The organism is Thalassobaculum fulvum, from assembly GCF_014652915.1.
In the GTDB taxonomy this organism is placed as follows: Bacteria; Pseudomonadota; Alphaproteobacteria; order Thalassobaculales; family Thalassobaculaceae; genus Thalassobaculum_A; species Thalassobaculum_A fulvum.
In genome coordinates this window covers 476,683-498,868 of the sequence record NZ_BMZS01000002.1, presented here as the reverse complement: position 1 = coordinate 498,868, position 22,186 = coordinate 476,683, and the positions used below count along the sequence as shown (strand labels likewise).

Below are 22,186 nucleotides of genomic sequence, written 5' to 3'. Positions count from 1 at the left end.
TCTGCGGGCCCGGTGACCGATCCCACCCCGCTCCGGCCGATCGCCGTCAAGCTGGTGCTGGCGGCCATCCTGTTCGCGGCCGTGCCGGCGGTCGTCTACCAGCAGTTCCGGGTCGCCGACGAAGAGCGCACGGCCCTGCTGCTCGACAGCGTCGCCGGCCAGGGCCGGGCCATCGTCGAGGCCCTGCGCCCGGTGCTGGAGACCGGCGATCCGGCGACCGTCAGCAGGGTCGGTGACCGGATGGCGGCGCTTGCCGGGCCGCAGGTCGAGCTGCGGCTGCTGTTCCGGCCACGGGCGGCGACCATCGACTCGTTCCTGCTGGTGGCGGCGGTGCCGGCGGTCCCGCCCGATGCGCTGGAGGCCGAGCGAGGGTTCCTGATCCGATCGCGGCTGCTGGAGGCCGCCTGGCGGTCGTGCGACGCCACCGAGTCGATCCGGCGCTCGGTCGACCGGGACGACGATGCCGAACGGCTGGTCGTCGCGGTGACGCCGGTGCAGACCCGCGCCGGGTGCTGGGCCCTGGTGACCCGGCTGACCGCCTCGGAGTCGCTGGCCCGGACGGTCGCGACGCCGTACTGGCAGCGCCCGGAGGTGGTGCTGGCGCTGGGGCTGTACGTCGCCCTGGCGGCGTTCATCCTGCTGGTGCTGGTGTCGGTGTCGCGCAGCCTGTCGCGGTTCGAGCGGCTGGCCCGGTCGATCAGCGTCGGCCGCGAGGGCCACCGCCGGTTCGAGAAGCTGAACGACGTGCCGGAACTGGCCGGCGTCGCCCGGCAGTTCGACGCCATGGTCGACCGGCTGCGGGAGAGCGCGGCGGCGATCCGCGAGACCGCTGAGGAGAGCGCGCACGCGCTCAAGACCCCGATCGGGGCGATCCGGCAGTCCCTGGAGCCGCTGCGCAACGCGGTTCCGGAGCAGGACCGCCGCGGCCGGCGCGCGATCGAGATCATCGACCAGTGCTGCGCCCGGCTCGGCGAACTCGTTTCCGAGGCCCGCCGGTCGATCGAGGCGGCTGCCCTGATGGCGGACCCGCCGGTCGAGCGGATCGACCTCGGGCAGGTGGTCGCCGGGCTGGTCGAGGAGATGCGCGGCCCGTCCGAGGCGGCGGACGTCCGGCTCGAGGCCCAGGTCGAGCCGGGCGTGACCGTGCTGGGCAGCGACGAGGCGATCGAGACGATCGTGGAGAACCTGGTCGACAACGCCGTCGGGTTCTCGCCGCCCGGCGGTGCGGTGCGGGTGATCGTGGCGGCGGACCGGCACCGGGCGCACCTCAAGGTCATGGACCAGGGCCCCGGGGTCGGCCCGCAGTCGCTCGACCGGATCTTCGAGAAGGGGTTTTCCAGCCGTCCCGGAGCCGGCAGGGAACCGGCGGGCGCCGACCGGAATTTCGGCATGGGACTGTGGATCGTCCGGCGCAACGTCGAGGCGATGAGCGGGACCGTTCGGGTCGAAAACCGGGCCTCGGGCGGCTTCATCGTCGAGATCGTGCTGCCGCTGGCCGGGCCGGCGTGACCCGCGGCGGTCACAGCCTGCTCCGACCTGATCCATCCGGTGCCGATTGGTAAAACGCTGTGTCATTTAAGTATATATTCTGTGTTATTGCTGTGAAGCAAGTGATGGCGTTGTGTTATGTTAAGGATCGGGTTGATTGAATGTTGATGGTTTAGGCTTCTTCATTAAATCTGTCTCCGTGAACAACGCGGAGGCAAGACATGCGAAGCGAATTCGTTGATGCGGTCGAGCAGATGATCCCGACATTGCGGCGGTTCGCGCATTCGCTGGCCCGCAACGCGGCGGACGCCGACGACCTGTTGCAGGACACCCTCGAGCGGGCGCTGGCGCGGGCTCATCAGTTCGAGGCCGGGACCAACCTGAAGGCCTGGCTGTTCACCATCATGCGGAACCGCTTCTACACCGAGTGCCGTCGCCGGCAGCGCGTCCGTGACCATGCCGACGAGCGCCGGCTCGGTGCGGCCGATGGCGACGACAGTGCACTCGGCGGGCAGATCGCCCGGGTCGAGAGCCGGGAGTTCGCCTGGGCGTTCTCGCAGCTCTCGGCCGAGGAGCGCTCGCTCCTGATCATGGCGACCGTCGAGGAGACGCCTTACGAGACCATCGCGCGGTTGCTCGAGGTCGAGATCGGGACGGTGAAGTCCAGGGTCTCCCGGGTGCGCGCCAAACTGCGTCGAATTCAGGAGGAGGACCGTGGCGTCGCGCTGGCGCGCCGCCCGCGTCCCGCGACCGCCGGCCGGATGCTTCCCGCCGCCGCCGCGCTCTCCTGACACGGTAGCCGCCCGGTTTCCGAGACCGGTCCATCCCCGTCGTTCCCCACCCCCTGGTCAGGGAACCGGGCGGCGCCTTCCGGCGTTACTCCCCACGCAGGCATGATCGGCCCTCCAGGCTCGGGCCGTGCGCGCGGGGAGACGCCATGGGTGAAGACCTCGACTTCGGTTCCTGGGAAACCCTGTCCGCCTACATGGACGGGGAACTCGACGACATCGCCGCGGCGATGGTCGAACGCGCGGTCCGATGCGACCCCGAGCTGCAGGAGGCGCTGGCGTCGCTGCGGCGGCAGCGGGCATCGCTGCGGGACTGGGCGGGGCAACTCGACCGCCGGCCGGTCCCGCCCGGCGTGAGGGCGGTCCTCGAGCGGGCCCGCCGGGGGCACGACACCGTTCCCGGCCGGGCCGGAGATAATCCCCCGAAAGAATGATATGACCCACCCTGTGCGGGGACGCACCGACAACGATCGCACAGGGAGGGTGGCATGCAGGTACGTCTGGACGGGCGCACGGCGCTGATTACCGGCGGAAGCCTCGGGGTGGGTCGCGCGATCGCGACGCTGTTCGTGGAGGCCGGGGCCCGCGTGGTGATCGCCTCGCGGCGGGCCGAAGTGCTCGCCGAGGCCTGCGAGGCGGTCGCGGCGAGCGCCGGCACGGCGCCGGTCGCGGTCGCCGCCGACGTCTCCGACGCCGGCGACTGCGCCCGCCTGGTCCGCGAGGCCGAGGCCGCGGTCGGCCCGATCGACATCCTGGTCAACAACGCCGGCACCTCGAAGCGCGGCAAGTTCCTGGAGATCGACGACGCCACCTGGCAGACCGACCTGGACCTCAAGCTGTTCGCGGCGATCCGGCTGGCCCGGCTGGTCGCCCCGGGCATGATCGAGCGGCGCTGGGGCCGGATCATCAACGTGCTGAACACCGGGGCCAAAGCGCCGCCGGCCGAGGGCGCGCCGACCGCCGTCAGCCGGGCCGCCGGCATGGCCCTGACCAAGGTGCTAGCCGGCGAGCTGGCGCCGCACAACGTGCTGGTCAACGCGCTGCTGGTCGGCCGCATCAAGAGCGACCAGTGGGTGCGCCGCCACGAGACCGCGGCGGCCGGCGGGTCGAACGCCACCCTCGACGACTACTATGCCGAAATGGGCAAGAACATCCCGCTCGGCCGGGTCGGCGAGGCCGACGAGTTCGCGGCCGTCGCCTGTCTGCTGGCGTCGGATCTCGGCGGCTATGTCACCGGCACCGCGATCAACGTCGACGGCGGTGCCTGCCCGGTGGTCTGAGCGGTTGCCGCGGTCAGCCTATCCGGATGCGGGTGCGGGCAACCGCCGCGTCCCAGCCGGACAGCAGCCGGCGGCGGGTGGCGGGCGTCATCGACGGCTCGAATCGTCGGTCCAGGGCCCAGGACGACGCCACGTCGTCGAGCGAGCCGTAGATGCCGGCCTGCAGGGCCGCCAGGGCGGCGGCCCCGAGGGCGGTGGTCTCGGTGACGACCGGCCGCTCGACCGGGATCGCCAGGATGTCGGCCAGGAACTGCATCAGCCAGTTGTTCGCCGCCATGCCGCCGTCGACCCGCAGGGTCCCGGGTTTCACGCCGTCTTCGGCCATCGCCCGGAACAGGTCGCGGGTCTGGTAGGCGACCGCTTCCAGGGCGGCGCGCGCCAGGTGGGCGCGGCCGGTGTCGCGGGTCACGCCGAACATGGCGCCGCGCGCCTCGGCGTCCCAGAACGGCGCGCCCAGGCCAGTGAACGCCGGTACCAGGTAAACGCCGCCGGTATCTTCGACGGATCGGGCCAGATGTTCGGTCTCGGCGGCCCGCTCGATCACGCCGAGGCCGTCGCGCAGCCACTGCACGACCGCACCGGACACGAAGATGGCGCCTTCCAGCGCATAGGTGCTCTTGCCGCCGATCCGGTAGCACAGGGTGCCGAGCAGGCGGTTGTGCGAGCGCACCGGGGTGTCGCCGGTGTTCAGGATCACGAAGCAGCCGGTGCCGTAGGTCGACTTGATGTCGCCCGGCCGGAAGCAGGCCTGGCCGACGGCGGCGGCCTGCTGGTCGCCGGCGATGCCGAGCACGGGCAGCCGGTGGCCCAGCACCGACGGGTCGGTCTCACCGAAATCGGCGGCGCAGTCACGGATCTCCGGCAGCAGCGACGGCGGCACCTGGAAGATCGCCAGCAGCTCGTCGTCCCATTCCCCGGACACCAGTCCGCACAGGTTGGTGCGGGCGGCGTTGGTGGCGTCGGTGACGTGCACCCGCCCGCCGGTCAGCCGCCACATCAGGAAGCTGTCGACCGTGCCGAACGCCAGCTCGCCGCGCGCCGCGCGGTCGCGGGCACCGTCGACGTGGTCGAGGATCCAGGCGGCCTTGGTGGCGGAGAAGTACGGGTCGAGCAGCAGGCCGGTGCGGTCGGTGACCAGGTCCTCGAGGCCGTCCTCGCGCAGCCGGGCGCACACCCCGGCGGTGCGCCGGTCCTGCCAGACGATGGCGTTGTGGATGGCGCGGCCGGTCTCGCGGTCCCACACGATGGTGGTCTCGCGCTGGTTGGTGATGCCGAGCGCGGCGACCCGCAGCCCGGCGGCAGCGGCGGCGTCGATCGCCTCGCGGGTGACCGCCAGCGTGGTCGACCAGATTTCCTCGGGGTCGTGCTCGACCCAGCCGCTCGCCGGATAGATCTGGCGGAACTCGCGCTGGGCGACCGCCGCGATCGAGCCGTCGGCCCGGAACACGATGGCGCGGCTGCTCGTGGTGCCCTGGTCGATCGCCACGATCGCGCGGCTGTCCGCCATGCCATCCTCCCTAGAATGTCCCGTTCCGCGGTTCCACCGATGCCGGACCGGGCGGGTTTCGTTCGTGGATTTTCGATTGAGAAAGAAAATCGAAAACGCCTACCCTTTTCCAGAAAAAAGAAAACGAGGTCCGGTCATGGACAAGGCGACCCGGCGGCGCGGCCGCATCCGTGAGATCGTTACCGAGCGCGGCTATGCGTCGATCGACGAGCTGGTCCGGTTGTTCGAGGTGACCCCGCAGACCATCCGGCGCGACATCAACCACCTGGCCGAGCGCGGCGACCTCAAGCGCTACCACGGCGGCGCCGGGCTGTCGTCGAGCGTCGAGAACGCGCCCTACGACCGCCGGCGGCTGGCGTTCGATGCCGAGAAGCAGGCGATCGGCTACAAGGTGGCGGCCGAGATCCCGGACCATTCCTCGCTGTTCATCAACATCGGCACGACCACCGAGGCGGTGGCGCGGGCGCTGCTGGACCACACCGGCCTGCGGGTGATCACCAACAACCTGAACGTCGCGCAGATCCTGATCGGCAACCCGAGCTTCGAGGTCATCATCGCCGGCGGCGTGGTGCGCAACCGCGACGGCGGGATCGTCGGCGAGTCGGCCACCGACCTGATCCAGCAGTTCCGGGTCGACGTCGGCGTCATCGGGATCAGCGGCATCGCCGACGATGGCTCGCTGTTGGATTTCGACTATCGCGAGGTCCGCGTCGCCCAGTCTATCGTGCGCAATTCCGAAAAAGTCTTCCTGTGCGCCGACAACTCGAAATTCGGCCGCAAGGCGATGGTGCGCCTCGGGCATATCTCGCAGATGCATACGCTTTTCACCAACGATCCGGTCCCGGAGCCGTTCGCCGAGGTTTTCCGTCATCACAACGTTCGCGTGGTGACCGTCGAGGCCTGAAGCCGGCAATTTCGTTTGCGAAAATTCTGACCCTCCTGTACGACTCCGAAGCCTCAAATTCGAAAAGAGGGCCTTGTCTCTGACGGGCAAGGGCTCCGGGTCCGGGAGGTCAGGTGAACACGCCATTGGCGAGTGTTGACGTTCTGGTGGTGGGCGGCGGCATCAACGGTGCCGGCATCGCCCGGGACGCTGCCGGCCGCGGCCTGTCGGTGGTGCTGGCCGAGAAGGGCGACCTGGCCTCGGCGACCTCCTCGGCCAGCACCAAGCTCGTCCACGGCGGCCTGCGCTATCTCGAGCACTACGAGTTCCGGCTGGTCCGCGAGGCGCTGAAGGAGCGCGAGGTCCTGCTGCGCGCGGCGCCGCACATCATCTGGCCGCTGCGCTTCGTGTTGCCGCATCACCGGGGACTGCGGCCGGCCTGGCTGCTGCGCCTCGGGCTGTTCCTGTACGATCATCTGGGGGGCCGTGACCTGCTGCCGGGCACCCGGGTGATCGATCTCGACCGCTCGCCGGTCGGCACCCCGCTGAAGACCGACTACCGACTCGGCTTCGAGTACTCCGACTGCTGGGTCGAGGACACCCGGCTGGTGGTCCTGAACGCCATCGACGCGCGCGAGCGCGGCGCCGAGATCCTGACCCGAACGGCACTGGTCGACGCCCGGGTCGAGAACGGCGTCTGGCTGGCCCGCCTGCAGGGCCCGGACGGCGAGCGCACGGTGCGGGCGCGCGCCGTGGTGAACGCCGCCGGTCCGTGGGTGGCCGATGTCCTGGGCGGGCGGCTCGGCGTGAACTCCGGCAGCGCGGTCCGGCTGGTCAAGGGCAGCCACGTGGTGGTGCCGCGGCTGTACGAGCACGACCGCTGCTACATCTTCCAGAACTCCGACGGCCGGATCATCTTCGCGATCCCCTACGAGGGCGCGTTCACGCTGATCGGTACCACCGACGAGGACTACAAGGGCGACCCGGGGGCGGCGGCGATCAGCGAGGACGAGATCGCCTATCTGTGCCGGCTGACCGCCGAGTACTTCCAGGCGCCGGTCACGCCGGCCGACGTGGTGTGGAGCTATTCCGGCGTGCGGCCACTGTACGACGACGGCGCCAGCAAGGCCCAGGAGGCGACCCGCGACTACGTGCTGGAGTGGTCGGAGACCGGCGGGGCGCCGGCGCTGAGCGTGTTCGGCGGCAAGATCACCACCTACCGCCGGCTCGCCGAGGCGGCGATGGAGCACCTGAAGCGCAGCTTCCCGCGGCTGGGCCCGTCGTGGACCGCGTCCGCGCCGCTGCCCGGCGGCGATTTCGAGCCGCGCGGCGTCGACGCCCTGGTCGGCGAGCTGCGGAGGCGGCTCCCCGGTCTCGGCCATACCGATGCGCGCCGGCTGGTGCGGGCCTACGGGACCCGGGTCTGGACGGTGATCGGGGACGCGGCGTCGGCCGCCGAGCTCGGGAACGCCTTCGGCGCCGGGCCGACCGAGGCCGAGGTCGCCTACCTGATGGACAACGAGTGGGCGCTGCGGGCCGCGGACGTGGTCTGGCGGCGCACCAAGCTCGGACTGCGAATGACAGAACAAGAGATCCGCCGGCTCGACGACTGGATGGTCGCGCGCACGGCGGGCGGAAATCTGGGAGGACAACGTGGCACGGAGAGAGTGGCGGGCGGCGGATAGGATACCGCCGACGGCGGCCGTGCCGACCAGGGGAGGCACGGCGCAATGGACCTGAGCCCCCATCGCGCGACCCGCAGGGTCGGGCGCGACACCCGTATTTGCGAATTCGCCATCCTTGCGATCGGCCGCGATCCCGGTCCCCGGACCGCCAGCGTGCCGCACGATCCGACACCGGCCGGCCATGCGCCGACCCAGCCCCTGCGAGGGGCCCGCCGACTGTCGGTTTACAGGCCGCCGGACGCCCGACCGGCCGCGCCGAATGCCCTGGCCTTCGCCAGATGCGACTTCGGGCCAATCACGACGAACCAGACATCGCCATCACCTCGTCTCGGCCGCACGTCGGTCACGGGGAGTGGAAGCTGCCGGGACGCAGAACGTGCGCCCTGGTCCGGCAGCGCAAATCAACGTGCGCACACTGGGAGGTAGTGAGCATGTCGATCCGAACGACATTGCCGGCAGCCGCGCTGCTGGTAGCGATGTTCGGAGCATCCTCGGCCTTCGCGGACGAAGCGGCCGCGAAGAAGTGGATCGACTCCGAATTCCAGCCTTCGACGCTCTCCAAGGACGAGCAGATGAAGGAGATGATGTGGTTCGCCAAGGCGGCGGAACCCTTCAAGGGCATGGAGATCAACGTGCTGTCGGAGGGGATTCCGACGCACACTTACGAAGCGGAGGTGCTGGCCAAGGCTTTCGAGGAGATCACCGGCATTAAGGTTAACCACCAGATCCTCGGCGAGGGCGAGGTGGTGCAGGCGGTCCAGACGCAGATGCAGACGAACCGCAACCTCTATGACGGCTACGTCAACGACTCCGACCTGATCGGCACGCATTCGCGCCTGCAGAGCGCGATCAACCTCACCGACTGGATGGCCGGCGAGGGCAAGGACGTCACCAATCCGATGCTCGACCTCGACGACTTCATGGGCAAGTCGTTCACCACCGGGCCGGACGGCAAGCTGTGGCAGTTGCCCGACCAGCAGTTCGCCAACCTGTACTGGTTCCGCAAGGACTGGTTCGATCGGCCGGACCTCAAGGAGAAGTTCAAGGCCAAGTACGGCTACGAGCTCGGTGTCCCGGTCAACTGGTCGGCCTACGAGGACATCGCCGAGTTCTTCACCAACGACGTGAAGGAGATCGACGGCGTCCGGGTCTACGGCCACATGGACTACGGCAAGCGGGCCCCCGACCTCGGCTGGCGGATGACCGACGCCTGGCTGTCGATGGCCGGCGAGGCCGATGTCGGCATCCCGAACGGCCGCCCGGTCGACGAGTGGGGCATCCGCATGGAGAAGGGGTCGTGCAACCCGGTCGGCGCCTCGGTGTCGCGCGGCGGCGGCGCCAACAGCCCGGCGGCGGTCTACGCCGTCCGTAAGTGGGACGAGTGGCTCCGGCAGTACGCCCCGCCGGGTGCCGCCGACCTCGACTTCTACCAGTCGCTGCCGGCACTGGCGCAGGGCAACGTCGCCCAGCAGATCTTCTGGTACTCGGCGTTCACCGCGACCATGGTGCAGCCGAAGGCCCAGGGCAACAACACGGTCGACGAAGCCGGCAAGCCGCTGTGGCGGATGGCGCCGTCGCCGCATGGCCCGTACTGGAAGGAAGGCTCCCAGCGCGGCTACCAGGACGCCGGCTCGTGGACCCTGTTCAACTCCACGCCGGTCGATCGTCGCAAGGCCGCGTGGCTGTACGCCCAGTTCGTGGTGTCGAAGACCGTCGACGTGAAGAAGAGCCACGTCGGGCTGACCTTCATCCGCGACAGCACCGTGCGCCACAAGTCGTTCACCGAGCGGGCGCCGAACCTCGGCGGTCTGATCGAGTTCTATCGCTCGCCGGACCGTGTGGCGTGGACGCCGACCGGCGTCAACGTGCCGGACTACCCGAAGCTCGCCCAGCTGTTCTGGCAGAACATCGGTGACGTCAACTCGGGTGCGTTCACCCCGCAGCAGGCGATGGACCGGCTGGCCGAGCAGATGGACCAGGTGATGGCCCGCATGCAGGCGGTCGACGAGTCCAACAACGTCTACCACGGCTGCGGACCGCGCCTGAATCCGAAGAGCGATCCGTCGAAGTGGCTGAGCAAGGACCACGCGCCGTGGGCCAAGCTCGACAACGAGAAGCCGAAGGGCGAGACGATCGCCTATGACGAGCTGATCAAGCGCTGGACCGAGAACCAGTAGGCGACGGCTCGGACTTCGACTCTTCGGGGCGGGCGCGGTCGATGCCCGCTCCGGAGGGTCCTCTCGCAGATCCACGTGGCGACCACGGAACTGGCACCCGGCGATGTCCCTGGAACTGAAACGGATCACCAAGCGCGTCGGCGCCGAGACCACCATCCACGAGACCAGCCTCGTGCTCGAGGAACGGTCGTTCAACACGCTGCTCGGGCCGACCCTGGCCGGCAAGACCACGCTGATGCAGCTGATGGCCGGGCTCGACCGCCCTACCTCGGGCGAGATCTGGTTCCGCGGCGAGAACGTCACCGGCGTTCCGGTCCAGAAGCGCAATGTCGCGATGGTCTACCAGCAGTTCATCAACTACCCGAATTTCACGGTGTACGAGAACATCGCCTCGCCGCTGCGGGTCGCCCGCATGGCGGCCGCCGAGATCGACCGGCGGGTCATGCACGCCGCCGAGCTGCTGCGCCTGACGCCGATGCTGAAGCGCCGGCCGGCCGAGCTGTCGGGCGGTCAGCAGCAGCGCACCGCGATCGCGCGGGCGCTGGTCAAGGACGCCGACCTGGTGCTGCTCGACGAGCCGCTCGCCAACCTCGACTACAAGCTGCGCGAGGAACTCAGGGACGAGCTGCCGCGGTTCTTCGCGGACCGCAACTGCATCGTGGTTTACGCCACCACCGAGCCCGGCGAGGCCCTGCTGTTCGGCGGCAACACCGCGACCCTGCACGCCGGCGGCATCACCCAGTTCGGCGAGACCGCGGCGCTGTACCGGCGCCCCGCCGATCTGGTCACCGCCCGGGTGTTCTCCGACCCGCCGATCAACACCGCGCAGGTCGTCAAGCGGGGCGGCGAGATCCGGCTCGGCGACTTCCGGCTGCCGGTCGGACAGGCCGCCGCCGGGCTGCCCGACGGCTCTTACGTCATCGGCATCCGCCCGCATCACGTGACGCCGTCGCCGGTCACGGCGAACGCGGCTCCGATCGATGGCACCGTCGTGATCGCCGAGCTCAGCGGCTCGGAGAGCGCGGTGCACTTCGACATCGACGGCCAGACCTGGGTCTCGCAGTCGCCCGGCATCCATCCGTTCGAGGTCGGGTCGGTCGCCCGGCTCTACGTCGACATGGACCACGCGATGTTCTTCGACCTCGACCACCGCCGCGTCGAAGGAGCCGAATGATGGCGCAGATACAGCTTCGCGAGCTTCGCCACAGCTACGTCGACCAGCCGGCGGCCGACAGCGACTGGGCGCTCAAGCGCCTGACGATCGACTGGGCCGACGGCGGCGCCTATGCCCTGCTCGGCCCGTCCGGCTGCGGCAAGACCACCCTGCTGAACGTGATCTCGGGCCTGCTGCGGCCGACCGGCGGGCAGATCCTGTTCGACGGCCGCGACGTTACCGACGCCTCGCCCGAACAGCGCAACATCGCCCAGGTGTTCCAGTTCCCGGTCATCTACGACACCATGACGGTCTACGACAATCTCGCCTTCCCGCTGCGCAACCGCGGGGTCGACGCCCGCGAGGTCGACCGCCGGGTGCGCGAGGTCGCCGAGATGCTCGAGCTCGACGACATGCTCCGGCACCGCGCCGCCGGGCTGACCGCCGACGGCAAGCAGAAGATCTCGCTCGGCCGCGGCCTCGCCCGCTCGGACGTCAACGTCATCATGTTCGACGAGCCGCTGACGGTCATCGACCCGCACCTGAAGTGGGTGCTGCGGTCCAAGCTGAAGGAGCTGCACCAGCGCATCCGCGTCACGATGATCTACGTCACCCACGACCAGACCGAGGCGTTGACCTTCGCCGACCAGGTGGTGGTGATGAACGACGGCGAAATCGTGCAGACCGGCACGCCGGTCGAGCTGTTCGAGCGCCCGAACCACACCTTCGTCGGGCACTTCATCGGCTCGCCGGGCATGAACGTGCTGCCCTGCGAGATCGCCGGCGGCCGGGCGACGTTCGCCGGCCTGCCGGTCGACAGCGTGAACGCCGGCGCCTACCGCGGCGACGGCGGCCGGCTGGAGCTCGGTGTCCGCCCGGAGTTCGTGAGCTTCGCCCCGGCGGGCGCTGATGACGGCATCCCGGTCCGGATCGTGAAGGCGCTCGACGCCGGCCGCCACCGCATCGTCGAGACCGAGCACGCCGACCACAAGATCAAGCTGCTGGTTCCGGAGGGCGAGGCGATACCGGGCGACACCGCGCATGTGCGGCTCGCGCCGGAGCGTACCTGGGTCTATCGCGACGGCTGGCTGGTGACCGGCAAGGGGGCAGCGCGATGAACAAGACGGTCAATCAACGCGCCTGGTGGTTCGTCCTGCCGGTCGTCCTGCTGGTGGCGTTCAACGCCGTCATCCCGCTGATGACGGTGGTCAACTATTCGGTCCAGGAGTCGTTCGGCTCCAACATGTTCTTCTGGTCCGGCGTGCGCTGGTTCGAGGAGGTCCTGCGCTCCGAGCGCTTCCACGCCTCGCTGCTGCGCCAACTCGCGTTCACCGCGGCGATCCTGGCGATCGAGGTGCCGCTGGGGCTGGCGATCGCGCTGGCGATGCCGCGCCGCGGGCCGTGGGTCTCGGTCTGCCTGGTGCTGATGGCGCTGCCGCTGCTGATCCCGTGGAACGTGGTCGGGGCGATGTGGAACATCATGGCGCTGCCGACCATCGGCCTGCTCAGCGAGACGCTCCACGCCCTCGGCTTCGACTACAACTACACGCGCGAGCCCGGGGCCGCCTGGTTCACCGTGATCCTGATGGACGTCTGGCACTGGACGTCGCTGGTGGTCCTGCTGTGCTACGCCGGGCTGGTGTCGATCCCGGATGCCTACTACCAGGCGGCCAAGATCGACGGCGCGCGGCCCTGGGCGGTGTTCCGCTACATCCAGCTGCCGAAGCTGCGCTACGTACTGACCATCGCCATCCTGCTGCGGTTCATGGACTCGTTCATGATCTACACGGAGGTCGTGGTGCTGACCGGCGGTGGCCCCGGCACCGCCACCACCTTCCTGTCGATCGACCTGGTGAAGACCGCGCTCGGCCAGTTCGACCTCGGCCCGGCGGCGGCGATGTCGCTGGTCTACTTCCTGATCATCCTGCTCATGAGCTGGCTGTTCTACACGCTCATGATGCGCAACCAGTCGAGGTAGGCCCATGCGCGCGCGATACTGGGTGCCGACCCTCTACATCGTCTTCCTGCTGCTGCCGATCTACTGGCTGCTGAACATGTCGTTCAAGACGACGAACGAGATTCTCGGCGGCTTCAGCCTGTGGCCGCACGAGTTCACGCTGGAGAACTACCGCGTCATCTTCACCGACGCGACCTGGTACAACGGCTACATCGCGTCGATCCAGTATGTCGCCCTGAACACCGTGCTGTCGGTGGCGGCGGCGCTGCCGGCGGCGTACGCGTTCTCGCGCTACCGGTTCCTCGGCGACAAGCACCTGTTCTTCTGGCTGCTGACCAACCGGATGGCGCCGCCGGCGGTGTTCGCTCTGCCGTTCTACCAGCTGTACTCGGCGGTCGGGCTGTTCGACACGCCGTTCGCGGTGGCGCTGGCGCACACCCTGTTCAACATCCCGCTGGCGGTGTGGATCCTCGAGGGCTTCATGTCCGGCGTGCCGAAGGAACTGGACGAGACCGCCTATGTCGACGGCTACTCGTTCTGGGGCTTCTTCATCAGGATCTTCATCCCGACGATCGCCGCCGGGATCGGCGTCGCCTGCTTCTTCTGCTTCATGTTCTCCTGGGTCGAGCTGCTGCTGGCGAAGACCCTGACGGCGGTCGACGCCAAGCCGATCGCGGCCCTGATGACCAAGACCGCGAGCACCTCGGGCTACCAGCTCGGCCTGCTCGCCGCCGCCGGGTCGTTGACCCTGATCCCGGGGGCCGTGGTGATCTATTTCGTGCGCAACTACATCGCCAAGGGCTTCGCCCTGGGCCGGGTGTGAGGGAGGCCGCGATGCAGGGAACCTCGGTCTTTGCGTGGATGGCGTGGACCTGGCCGACGGCGGCGTTCTTCGCCTTCATCGTGCTGTGCCTGGTCGGTATGACGGTGTGGGAGTTCCGCAGCCCCGGCGGGGCGCCGCGGCACGGCATCCTCGGGCTCGACACGACCCGCGGCGACCGGCTGTTCATCTCGCTGCTGGGCAGCGCCTTCATCTTCCTGGCGTGGCTGGGTCTGGTCGGCACCCCGTTGTGGGCGCCGCTGGTCATCGCAGTGCTGTATGCGGGCGCGGTGTTCCGCTGGGTGTAGCGATCCGCGACCCCGGCGGAGGCCCGGCGCGAGAACCGGGCGACGTAAGTCCCCTTCCCGGGTGACGACGCAGACTGGGCGGGATCCGCGAGGATCCCGCCCGTTTTCTTTGGCGTCGGAAAACAGATCCCCGCCCTGCGCGGCTTCGCCGCTGCGGCCGATCCGGGACCCGCCCGGCCTCAGGCCGCCCGGATCCGCGCCAGGAAGCCGTCGACCTGGGCGCGCAGGGACTCGGCGTTGCGCGACAGTTCGCCGGCGGCGTCCAGCACCTGCGACGACGCCGAGCCGGTCTCGGTCGCCGAGCGGGTGACCTCGGCGATGGTGAACGACACGTCGTGGGTGCCGGTCGACGCCTCCTGAACGTTGCGGGCGATCTCGCGGGTCGCGGCACCCTGCTCCTCGACCGCCGAGGCGATCGCGGTCGCGATCTCGTTGATCTGCTCGATGGTGTTCCCGATCAGCCGGACCGCCTGCACCGACTGGTTGGTGGCGGTCTGCATCTCGGCGATCTTGGTGCTGATCTCCTCGGTCGCGGTGGCGGTCTGGTTGGCCAGACTCTTCACCTCGGAGGCCACGACCGCGAAGCCCTTGCCTGCTTCGCCCGCACGGGCGGCTTCGATCGTGGCGTTCAGCGCCAGCAGGTTGGTCTGCTCGGCGATGTCCTGGATCAGCTTGACCACGTCGCCGATCCGCTGCGCGGCCTCGGCCAGCCCGTGGATCTGGTCGTTGGTACGGGTCGCCTGCTCGGTGGCGTCGCCGGCGATCCGGGTCGACTCGGTGACCTGCCGACTGATCTCGGCGATCGAGCTCGACAGCTCCTCGGCGGCGCTGGCCGCCGACTGCACGTTGGTCGAGGCCTGCTCGGACGCGCTGGCGACCGCCTGCGACTGCCGGCTGGTCTCCTCGGCGGTCGCCGACATCGACTGGGCGGTCGACTGCAGCTGGGTCGAGGCCGACGATACGATCTGCACGACCCCCGTCACGCTCGCTTCGAACTCGTCCGCGAGGCGCTGCATGGCGGCCCGTTTCTCCGCCTCGTTGCGGGACTTGGCCTGCTCCTGCTCGCTGCGGATGCGCTCGGCCTCGACCATGCTGTCCTTGAACACCTGGACGGTGCCGGCCATCACCCCGATCTCGTCGCGGTCCTCGCTGGACGGCACGTCCACCGTCAGGTCCTGCGCGGCCAGTCGCTGCATGACGGCAGCCAGCCCGTTCATGCGGGTGGTCATGGAGCGGACCAGCCACAGTCCGAAGACCAGCACCACGACGCCGGCGCCGCCCGCGACGGCCAGGACCGCGGCCCGCATCATGTCGCGGGAGGTGGTGAGTTCATTGCCGGCGGTCTGGGCCTTCTCGCGGTTGGCGTCCAGCATCGCGCCGACGGCTTCCGAGATCGCGTCGACGCTGGCGCCGTACTCGCCGTTGATCAACTCGTTGGCCTGGACCTGGGCGAAGCTGTTGGCGAAGTCGAAGACCTGGGTACCGGTGGCGTTCACCGGCTCAAGCTTGGCGGCGATATCGCCGATCGAGGCGGCGGTGTCCGGGTCGGCGGTCTCGCGGGCGGTGGCCAGGGTCTCCTGGAAGGTCTGCATGGTCGCCACGAACTGCTCGCGCAGCGACGCCTGCCGGTCCAGGTCGAGCTCGGCGGCGGCGCCGGTGACCAGTCCGCGCTGCGTCTCGACCAGCAGCGACACCCGCGACCCGAACTGGAAGTTCCGGACTGCGCTGCCGAGACTGTCGCCGGCCTCGGCCATCCGGCCGGAACCGTAGACGGCCGCAGCCGAGACGGCGGCCAGCGCGCCGCAGGCGACCAGCATCAGGATATACAACTTAGCCTTGAATGTGAGCGACATCGAATTGCGGGTCGAGGCGGTCGTCACCGTGTGCTCCTCAGCTTGGCGGACGGTCGGTCCGGTTGTTCCGGAGGCGACTACTTTGTCCATTGCACGTGGGTCTGTCGAGTTACGCGAGGTGGCTGGCTTTTTATAAGTATTGCGTGTACTTTAACCATGTCCACAACGCTATCCCCGGGTACTTACCAAACCGTTAAATGGCGATGGTGCCATCGTGCCGGGGCAGTTGTGCGGTCGGGGCGACCCCGATAACGTGACGGCCCGACGGCAATTGCGCCGTCGTGGGCGGCGGGAGCCTACCGGCCGCCCGGTTTCTGAGAGGATTGATCGAGGTGACCACGGCCAGTCGCGCCCCCGAAGGAGCGGCGCCGGCCGGCGAGGCCGATAGCGCCTACGCCTGGTATCGGCTCGCCATGTCGCTGCTGGTCAGCATGATCGGCGGTGTCGGCCTGTGGTCGGTGGTGGTGACCCTGCCGGCGGTCGAGGCCGAGTTCCAGGTGGCCCGCGCCGACGCCGCGCTGCCCTACACCATGACCATGGTCGGGTTCGCGGTCGGCGGCATCATGATGGGCCGCCTGGCCGACCGGTTCGGCATCCTGGTGCCGCTGCGCGGCGGTACCGTCGCCTTGGCGCTCGGCTATGCGCTGTCCAGCCAGGCGACCAGCCTGTGGCAGTTCGTGGCGGCCCAGGGCCTGCTGATCGGCCTGCTCGGCAGCTCGGCGACCTTCGGACCGATCATCTCCGACGTGTCGCTGTGGTTCGTGCGCCGCCGCGGCATCGCGGTGGCGATCGGGGCGAGCGGCAGCTACCTGGCCGGCACCGTATGGCCGCCGGTGGTGCAGGCGATGATGGATGCCTGGGGCTGGCGCGAGACCCATCTGGCGATCGCGGCGTTCTGCTTCGTCACCCTGCTGCCGCTGTCGGCGACCCTGCGCCGCCGGGCGCCGTCGACCCTGGCCACCGCGTCGGCCTCGGTGGTGCACAAGCCGGCGTCCGGGCCGGCCGCGCCCCCGATGTCGCCGTCGGCGCTGCAGACCCTGCTGATGCTGGCGGGCGTGGCGTGTTGCGTGGCCATGGCGATGCCGCAGGTCCATATCGTCGCCTACTGCTCCGACCTCGGCTACGGCACCGCGCGCGGCGCCGAGATGCTGTCGCTGATGCTCGGCGCCGGCATCGTCAGCCGGCTGACCTTCGGCTGGATCGCCGACCGCATCGGCCCGCTGCCGACGCTGCTGCTGGCGTCGCTGCTGCAGGCGCTGTCGCTGCTGCTGTTCCTGCCGTTCGACAGCGTCGCGGCGCTGTACGTGGTGTCGGCGCTGTTCGGGCTGTCGCAGGGCGGCATCGTGCCGACCTACGCGCTGATCGTCCGGCAGTTCTTCCCGCCGTCCCAGGCCGGCACCCGGGTCGGCCTGGTGCTGTCGGCGACGCTGGTCGGCATGGCGCTGGGCGGCTGGATGTCCGGTGCGCTCTACGACCTGACACTGTCCTACCAGGCGGCGTTCCTGAACGGCCTGGCCTGGAACCTCGTCAACGCGGCGATCGCCCTGTTCCTGCTGCTGCAGCTCGGCCGGCGACGGCCGGCGGCGGCGGTCGCCTGACTCCGAAACCGGCTCGAAAGGAGGACCCGCAATGCCGATTTCCGCCCGCTACGTGCTGATGGCCAGCATGGACGTCGATCCCGACAAGGACGCGATCTTCAACGAGGTCTACGACCAGGAGCACGTGCCCTACCTGCTGGAGGTGCCGGGCGTGCTGTCGGTGACCCGGGCGACCGCCGAGCCGCTGGCGATGATGCTGGGCGGCGAGCGGCGCGAGATGCCGTTCGAGGGGCCGCGCTACACCGCGATCTACGAGATCGAGAGCCCGGACGTGGTGCTGAGCCCGGAATGGGCCGCTGCCGTCGAGCGCGGCCGCTGGCCGAGCGAGGTCCGGCCCTACACCCGCAACCGCCAGCACAAGCTGTTCAAGGTCAGCTGACGGCGTCGGGCGGCACCGTCGCGGACGACGCCGCCCCGTTGCGTCCGCGTCAGGAGCCCTGCAGGCCGCGCGCCAGATCGACCAGGGTCAGGAAGCCGGCGCGGTAGCCCAGCGGGTCGTCGCCGCGGGCGCCGCGCGCCAGCTCGAGCACGTCGCCGTAGTCGAACCCGCCGGTGTGCTCGCCGCCGCGCAGGATCTGACCGAACGCCGCCACCGCCGCGGCGAAACGCAGGTCGGCACTGGCTTCGATCGAGCCCGACCCTTCGAGCAGGCTCGCCGCCAGCGGCTGCTCGATCAGCCGGCTGCGGTCCTGCCCGGGCAGCTTGTAGCGCAGCTTCAGGAACGCGAACTCCGCGGCGTCCGGCGAGACCGCGGCCGGACCCGTCGTGCCGTAGCGCAGCGGGTCGACCGAGCCGCGGCCGCCGGCCGGCACGATCTCGTACAGCGCCGTGACCGTGTGCCCGGCGCCGATGTCGCCGGCGTCGACCCTGTCGTTGTTGAAGTCGGCGCGCTTCAGCACCCGGTTCTCGAAGCCGATCAGGCGGTACTCCGCGACCTTGGCCGGGTTGAACTCGACCTGCACCTTCACGTCCTGGGCGATGGTGAACAGGGTCGAGCTCATCTCGTTGACCAGCACCTTGCGGGCCTCCGCCAGGCCGTCGATATAAGCGTAGTTGCCGTTGCCGACGTCGGCGATCTGCTCCATCAGCGCTTCCTGGTAGTTGCCGGTTCCGAAGCCGAGCGTGGTCAGCGTGATCCCGGTCCGGCGTTTGGCCGCGATCAGCTCCCTGAGTTGTCCGACGTCGGAGACGCCGACGTTGAAGTCGCCGTCGGTGGCCAGCAGCACGCGGTTGACGCCGCCGTCGATGCGGGCCCGCTCGGCCAGCTCGTAGGCCCGCTTCAGCCCGGCACCGCCGGCGGTGCCGCCGCCGGCCTGCAGCCCGTCGAGCGCCGCCCTGATCTCGGCCTTGCGGTCGCCCGGGGTCGGCTCCAGCACGGTGCCGGCGCGGCCGGCGTAGGTCACCACCGCGATCCGGTCGCGGGCGGTCAGCTGATCGGTCAGCATCTTCAGGCTCTGGACCACCAGAGGCAGCTTGTCCCGGGCCTGCATGGAGCCGGAGACGTCGACCAGGAACACCAGGTTGGCCGCCGGCCGGTCCGCGCGATCGATGTCGTAGCCCTTGATGCCGATCTGCAGCAGGAAGCTGTCCGGGTTCCACGGCGTGCGGGCCACCTCGGTGGTGACCGCGAACGGGGTCCCGGCGTCGGCCGGCCGGGCGTAGCCGTAGTCGAAGTAGTTGACCAGTTCCTCGACCCGCACCGCATCGGCCGGCGGCATCGTGCCGGCGTTCAGGAACCGGCGGACGTTGCTGTACGAACCGGTGTCGACGTCGACGCCGAAGGTCGACACCGGGTGCTCGGCCGCCAGCCGGACCGGGTTGCTGTCGATCGGCTGGTAGCTCTCGCGGTTCCTGGCGAGCGGCGGGAGGGCCGGCGCGGCGAACAGCCCCTGGGCCCGGGCCCTGGCGGGCGACGGTCCGGCCGGCGCCGGGGCGACGGCGGTGCTCCCCAGGGCCCGGTCGAAAGCATGGTCGGGCTGGGTCTCGCAGCCTGCGAGCAGGGCGATGGCGGCCAATGCCGCCATGGCACCGGCGCGATGGGCGATCGTGCGCATTCGGGTCCTCCCCCTTCGGATGGAACGGAACCGGGTGAGGAGACGGCGGTATTGCGGCGCAGGCCGGACCGTTGCAGGGCGAAAGCGGGTTCAAACGGGGCAATGCAGGGGCAGCACGCGATATCGAGGTCGTCCGCACATGCGGGGAGCTCAGAACACGCTCCAGCCCATCTCGTCGGCCAGCAGCTCGAGCGCGATGGTCCCGGCGTGCGAGTTGCCGTTGGCGTTCAGGCCCGGCGACCAGACGGCAATCGCAGCGCGTTTCGGCACGACCGCCAGGATGCCGCCACCGACCCCGCTCTTGCCCGGCAGGCCGATGCGGAAGGCCACGTCGCCCGATGCGTCGTAGTGCCCGCACGTCAACATCAGGGCGTTGATGCGCCGGGCGCGCTCGGCCGCCACGACCTGCTCGCCGGTCAGGGGATCCCGGCCGCCGGCGGCCAGGAACAGCCCGGCGCGCGCCAGCTGCACGCAGTTCATGCTGAGGGCGCACTGGTGGAAGTAGACGGACAGCGCGTCGTCGACCGGATTGCGGAGCCGGCCGAAGCTGGCCAGGAAATGCGCGAGGCTGTAGTTGCGGTGTCCGGTCTCGGACTCGGAGCGCGCGACCTCGTCGTCGATCGCCACCGTCGGGTCGTCGGCCCGCCGCCGTACGAAGCCGAGGATCTCGTCGATCGTCGTCCGTGGCGGCCGGCCGTCCAGCAGCACGTCGGTGACCACGATGGCGCCGGCGTTGATGAATGGGTTGCGCGGTATGCCGCCTTCGCGCTCGAGCTGCACGATCGAGTTGAAGGCGGATCCCGACGGCTCGCGACCGATGCGCTCCCAGAGGCTCTGGCCGACCTTGCCGAGCGCCAGGGTCAGCGTGAAGACCTTGGAGATGCTCTGGATCGAGAACGGCATCCGGGCGTCGCCGGCGGTCCAGACCTGGCCGTCTACCGAAACCACGGCGATTCCGAACCGCGACGGGTCGACCCGCGCCAGCGCCGGGATGTAGCCGGCCACGTGGCCTTCCGTCAGGTGCCGTCGCGCCCGCTCGGCGACCCGTTCGAGCGTCGAGGTCAGGTCCATCGTGCGATGCCCCCGGCCGATGCGCTCAGACCGGCACCGGCGCCTCCCGGTCCGGCGACCAGCGCCAGGATTCCGCGTCGCGCCGGATCGCGACGCCGCCGACCCAGCGTTCCGGAGGCCGGCAGGCCAGCCAGTCGACCCGCCGGTCCAGCACGTCGTGGCCGTCATAAGTCAGGACCAGCCGGCGGTGAGGCCAGGGTTCCAGCGCGGTCGCCGGATCGACCGCGAACGGCGGCCGCTCGGCCCGGTTCATCGCCGCGATGACGGCCCACAGCATCAGGTCGCCGAGGAACGGCAGCGGCTCGGTCTCGCGGGTCAGGACGCCGAACACCCGGCCGGCGGTGTCCGGCTCCGGTCGCAGGGCCGTCAGCGCCAGCCGCTCGGTCAGGGCCAGCCCGTCGGTCGTCCAGGGCAGTTCCTGGAGGTGGCGGTGGAGGGCCCCCGCCATGGTCGGCAGCTCCGGCGTGCCGGCGGTGGCGATCGCGTGCAGGGCGCTCGGGTCCGGTGCCCGCAGCGCCGCCCAGACCTCGGTGCCGAGCGCCAGCTGGGTGTCGAGCACCGGCGTCCGGGTCGACCACAGGCTGCGCAGCTCGACCGGGCTGAGCTGGCCGAGGCCGATGAAGCGGTCGATCAGCGGGAACCGGTCGATGCAGATGAGTTCCAGCCGCGGCGGTAGGGCGTTCGCGGCGAAGTGCGCCAGGACCCGCGCCAGAATCAGCTGGTCGTAGGAGTCGTGCTCGAACCACAGCACGACCCGGTCGTAGCCGTCGGCGGCCGACGCCAGCCCCTCGGCCTCGGCGTCCAGCCGCCGCCGCGCCTCGGCCGGCGGCAGGCCGTAGGCCTCGGCGACGAAGCGGGCCCGGACGGCCCGCAGGTCGCCGTCGGCCGGTACCGGACCCTGGCAGACCGGGTCGGAGACCTCCAGGAAGTCGCCGGCGAAGCCGGCCGCCCGCAAGCCGTCGCGGATGTCGCTGCCGCACCGGACGTGCAGGGTCGGGCGGTCGGCGTCCGGCGCTGTTGGCGGGCCGGCCAGGGTCCGTCGTGCCTCGGCCAGCCGGCCGGCATGGGCGACCAGTGCCGGCCAGCTGCCGAGCCCGAGCTCGCGGGCGATGACCAGCTGGGCATCGTCCGGCTGCAGGTGGATGGCGGCGAGGCTCTCGTCGGACAGGCCGGCGGCCCGCGGATGATGGGCCCGCAGGCGGGCGAGCGCGTCCGGCTCGCCGGCCAGGACCGCGCGCTGCAGGTCGCGGGCGCGCTGCCGCTGGCCTTCCAGGTCGAGCGGGCGGGGATCGTCGAGTTCGAAGTCGGGCTTCGCGGGCACGGCAACGGACATGGCGGCCTCCCTTGGACCGGCTCCGGTCCGGTCGGGCCCCCCGGACGGGCGGAGGGGCGCGCGGCCTGTCGGCGACGAGGGCTCCGGCGGACCGTCCGGTCGGCAGGGGTCCCGCCCTGCGCGCCGCCTCGTCGATGGACCGGATCTGCATCGGTCTCGTCCGACGACGCTAGCCACGGACCGGCCGGGGTGCAAGGGCGGCGCATGCGCAGTGGGTGCGGCCGGGCCGAT

General features: G+C 70.1%; 19 protein-coding genes. 14 read left to right on the top strand and 5 right to left on the bottom strand.

All coding sequences use genetic code 11. The annotated features are described in order from the left end of the window. Nucleotides 1–12: 12 nt before the first annotated feature. The 4 genes from IE246_RS28110 to IE246_RS05595 all read left to right on the top strand — a co-directional run bounded on the left by IE246_RS28110 (nucleotide 13) and on the right by IE246_RS05595 (nucleotide 3,556). Entirely contained in the window at nucleotides 13–1,509 is a 1,497-nt protein-coding gene (locus tag IE246_RS28110; protein WP_189987954.1) for a sensor histidine kinase, read from the top strand. Between the two features lie 200 nt (nucleotides 1,510–1,709). Next, nucleotides 1,710–2,279: an RNA polymerase sigma factor gene (locus IE246_RS05605; RefSeq protein WP_189987953.1), complete on the top strand. Its 570-nt coding sequence runs from the start codon at nucleotides 1,710–1,712 to the stop codon at nucleotides 2,277–2,279. 146 nt (nucleotides 2,280–2,425) lie between these two features. Next, nucleotides 2,426–2,710 (top strand): anti-sigma factor family protein, encoded by a 285-nt coding sequence (locus IE246_RS05600; RefSeq protein ID WP_189987952.1) that lies wholly within the window; start codon nucleotides 2,426–2,428, stop codon nucleotides 2,708–2,710. 54 nt (nucleotides 2,711–2,764) lie between these two features. Further along, nucleotides 2,765–3,556, top strand: coding sequence for an SDR family oxidoreductase (locus IE246_RS05595; RefSeq protein WP_189987951.1), 792 nt, complete (start codon nucleotides 2,765–2,767; stop codon nucleotides 3,554–3,556). A gap of 13 nt (nucleotides 3,557–3,569) precedes the next feature. On the opposite strand, the gene glpK is transcribed toward IE246_RS05595, so the two are convergent. Then, on the bottom strand, nucleotides 3,570–5,063 hold the full coding sequence (gene glpK / locus IE246_RS05590; protein WP_189987950.1) for a glycerol kinase GlpK: 1,494 nt from the start codon (nucleotides 5,061–5,063) through the stop codon (nucleotides 3,570–3,572). A 136-nt stretch (nucleotides 5,064–5,199) separates the two neighbouring features. On the opposite strand from glpK, the gene IE246_RS05585 reads away from it, so the two are divergent. The 8 genes from IE246_RS05585 to IE246_RS05550 all read left to right on the top strand — a co-directional run bounded on the left by IE246_RS05585 (nucleotide 5,200) and on the right by IE246_RS05550 (nucleotide 14,046). Beyond that, the gene (locus tag IE246_RS05585; protein ID WP_189987949.1) at nucleotides 5,200–5,967 is read left to right on the top strand and encodes a DeoR/GlpR family DNA-binding transcription regulator; all 768 of its coding nucleotides are present in this window, start codon (nucleotides 5,200–5,202) and stop codon (nucleotides 5,965–5,967) included. Between the two features lie 125 nt (nucleotides 5,968–6,092). Further along, nucleotides 6,093–7,631 (top strand): glycerol-3-phosphate dehydrogenase, encoded by a 1,539-nt coding sequence (glpD, locus tag IE246_RS05580; RefSeq protein ID WP_189987948.1) that lies wholly within the window; start codon nucleotides 6,093–6,095, stop codon nucleotides 7,629–7,631. Nucleotides 7,632–8,062: 431 nt separating this feature from the next. Beyond that, entirely contained in the window at nucleotides 8,063–9,808 is a 1,746-nt protein-coding gene (locus IE246_RS05575; protein ID WP_189987947.1) for an ABC transporter substrate-binding protein, read from the top strand. 103 nt (nucleotides 9,809–9,911) lie between these two features. Further along, nucleotides 9,912–10,982, top strand: a complete 1,071-nt coding sequence (locus IE246_RS05570) for an ABC transporter ATP-binding protein (protein ID WP_189987946.1) — start codon at nucleotides 9,912–9,914, stop codon at nucleotides 10,980–10,982. Beyond that, nucleotides 10,982–12,079: an ABC transporter ATP-binding protein gene (locus tag IE246_RS05565; protein WP_189987945.1), complete on the top strand. Its 1,098-nt coding sequence runs from the start codon at nucleotides 10,982–10,984 to the stop codon at nucleotides 12,077–12,079. The genes IE246_RS05570 and IE246_RS05565 overlap by 1 nt, the downstream gene beginning before the upstream one ends. Further along, nucleotides 12,076–12,939 (top strand): carbohydrate ABC transporter permease, encoded by an 864-nt coding sequence (locus IE246_RS05560; RefSeq protein WP_189987944.1) that lies wholly within the window; start codon nucleotides 12,076–12,078, stop codon nucleotides 12,937–12,939. The genes IE246_RS05565 and IE246_RS05560 overlap by 4 nt, the downstream gene beginning before the upstream one ends. Before the next feature lie 4 nt (nucleotides 12,940–12,943). Then, on the top strand, nucleotides 12,944–13,741 hold the full coding sequence (locus IE246_RS05555; protein ID WP_189987943.1) for a carbohydrate ABC transporter permease: 798 nt from the start codon (nucleotides 12,944–12,946) through the stop codon (nucleotides 13,739–13,741). Between the two features lie 11 nt (nucleotides 13,742–13,752). Further along, the gene (locus IE246_RS05550; protein ID WP_189987942.1) at nucleotides 13,753–14,046 is read left to right on the top strand and encodes a DUF2160 domain-containing protein; all 294 of its coding nucleotides are present in this window, start codon (nucleotides 13,753–13,755) and stop codon (nucleotides 14,044–14,046) included. A gap of 179 nt (nucleotides 14,047–14,225) precedes the next feature. Here the strand turns inward: IE246_RS05550 and IE246_RS05545 are convergent, their stop codons facing one another. Further along, nucleotides 14,226–15,926: a methyl-accepting chemotaxis protein gene (locus IE246_RS05545; RefSeq protein WP_189987941.1), complete on the bottom strand. Its 1,701-nt coding sequence runs from the start codon at nucleotides 15,924–15,926 to the stop codon at nucleotides 14,226–14,228. Nucleotides 15,927–16,231: 305 nt separating this feature from the next. Between IE246_RS05545 and IE246_RS05540 the strand changes: the two genes are divergently transcribed. Together IE246_RS05540 and IE246_RS05535 are read left to right on the top strand one after the other, a co-directional pair. Continuing rightward, nucleotides 16,232–17,497: an MFS transporter gene (locus tag IE246_RS05540; RefSeq protein ID WP_229836436.1), complete on the top strand. Its 1,266-nt coding sequence runs from the start codon at nucleotides 16,232–16,234 to the stop codon at nucleotides 17,495–17,497. Between the two features lie 31 nt (nucleotides 17,498–17,528). Next, complete coding sequence (locus tag IE246_RS05535) at nucleotides 17,529–17,876, top strand: DUF4286 family protein (RefSeq protein ID WP_189987940.1); 348 nt, start codon at nucleotides 17,529–17,531, stop codon at nucleotides 17,874–17,876. A gap of 49 nt (nucleotides 17,877–17,925) precedes the next feature. On the opposite strand, the gene IE246_RS05530 is transcribed toward IE246_RS05535, so the two are convergent. From IE246_RS05530 to IE246_RS05520, 3 genes are all read right to left on the bottom strand, one after another. Next, nucleotides 17,926–19,551, bottom strand: a complete 1,626-nt coding sequence (locus tag IE246_RS05530) for a vWA domain-containing protein (RefSeq protein ID WP_189987939.1) — start codon at nucleotides 19,549–19,551, stop codon at nucleotides 17,926–17,928. A gap of 150 nt (nucleotides 19,552–19,701) precedes the next feature. Next, nucleotides 19,702–20,622, bottom strand: a complete 921-nt coding sequence (locus IE246_RS05525; protein WP_189987938.1) for a glutaminase — start codon at nucleotides 20,620–20,622, stop codon at nucleotides 19,702–19,704. Nucleotides 20,623–20,647: 25 nt separating this feature from the next. After that, entirely contained in the window at nucleotides 20,648–21,955 is a 1,308-nt protein-coding gene (locus IE246_RS05520) for a DUF1835 domain-containing protein (RefSeq protein ID WP_189987937.1), read from the bottom strand. Nucleotides 21,956–22,186: the final 231 nt, after the last annotated feature.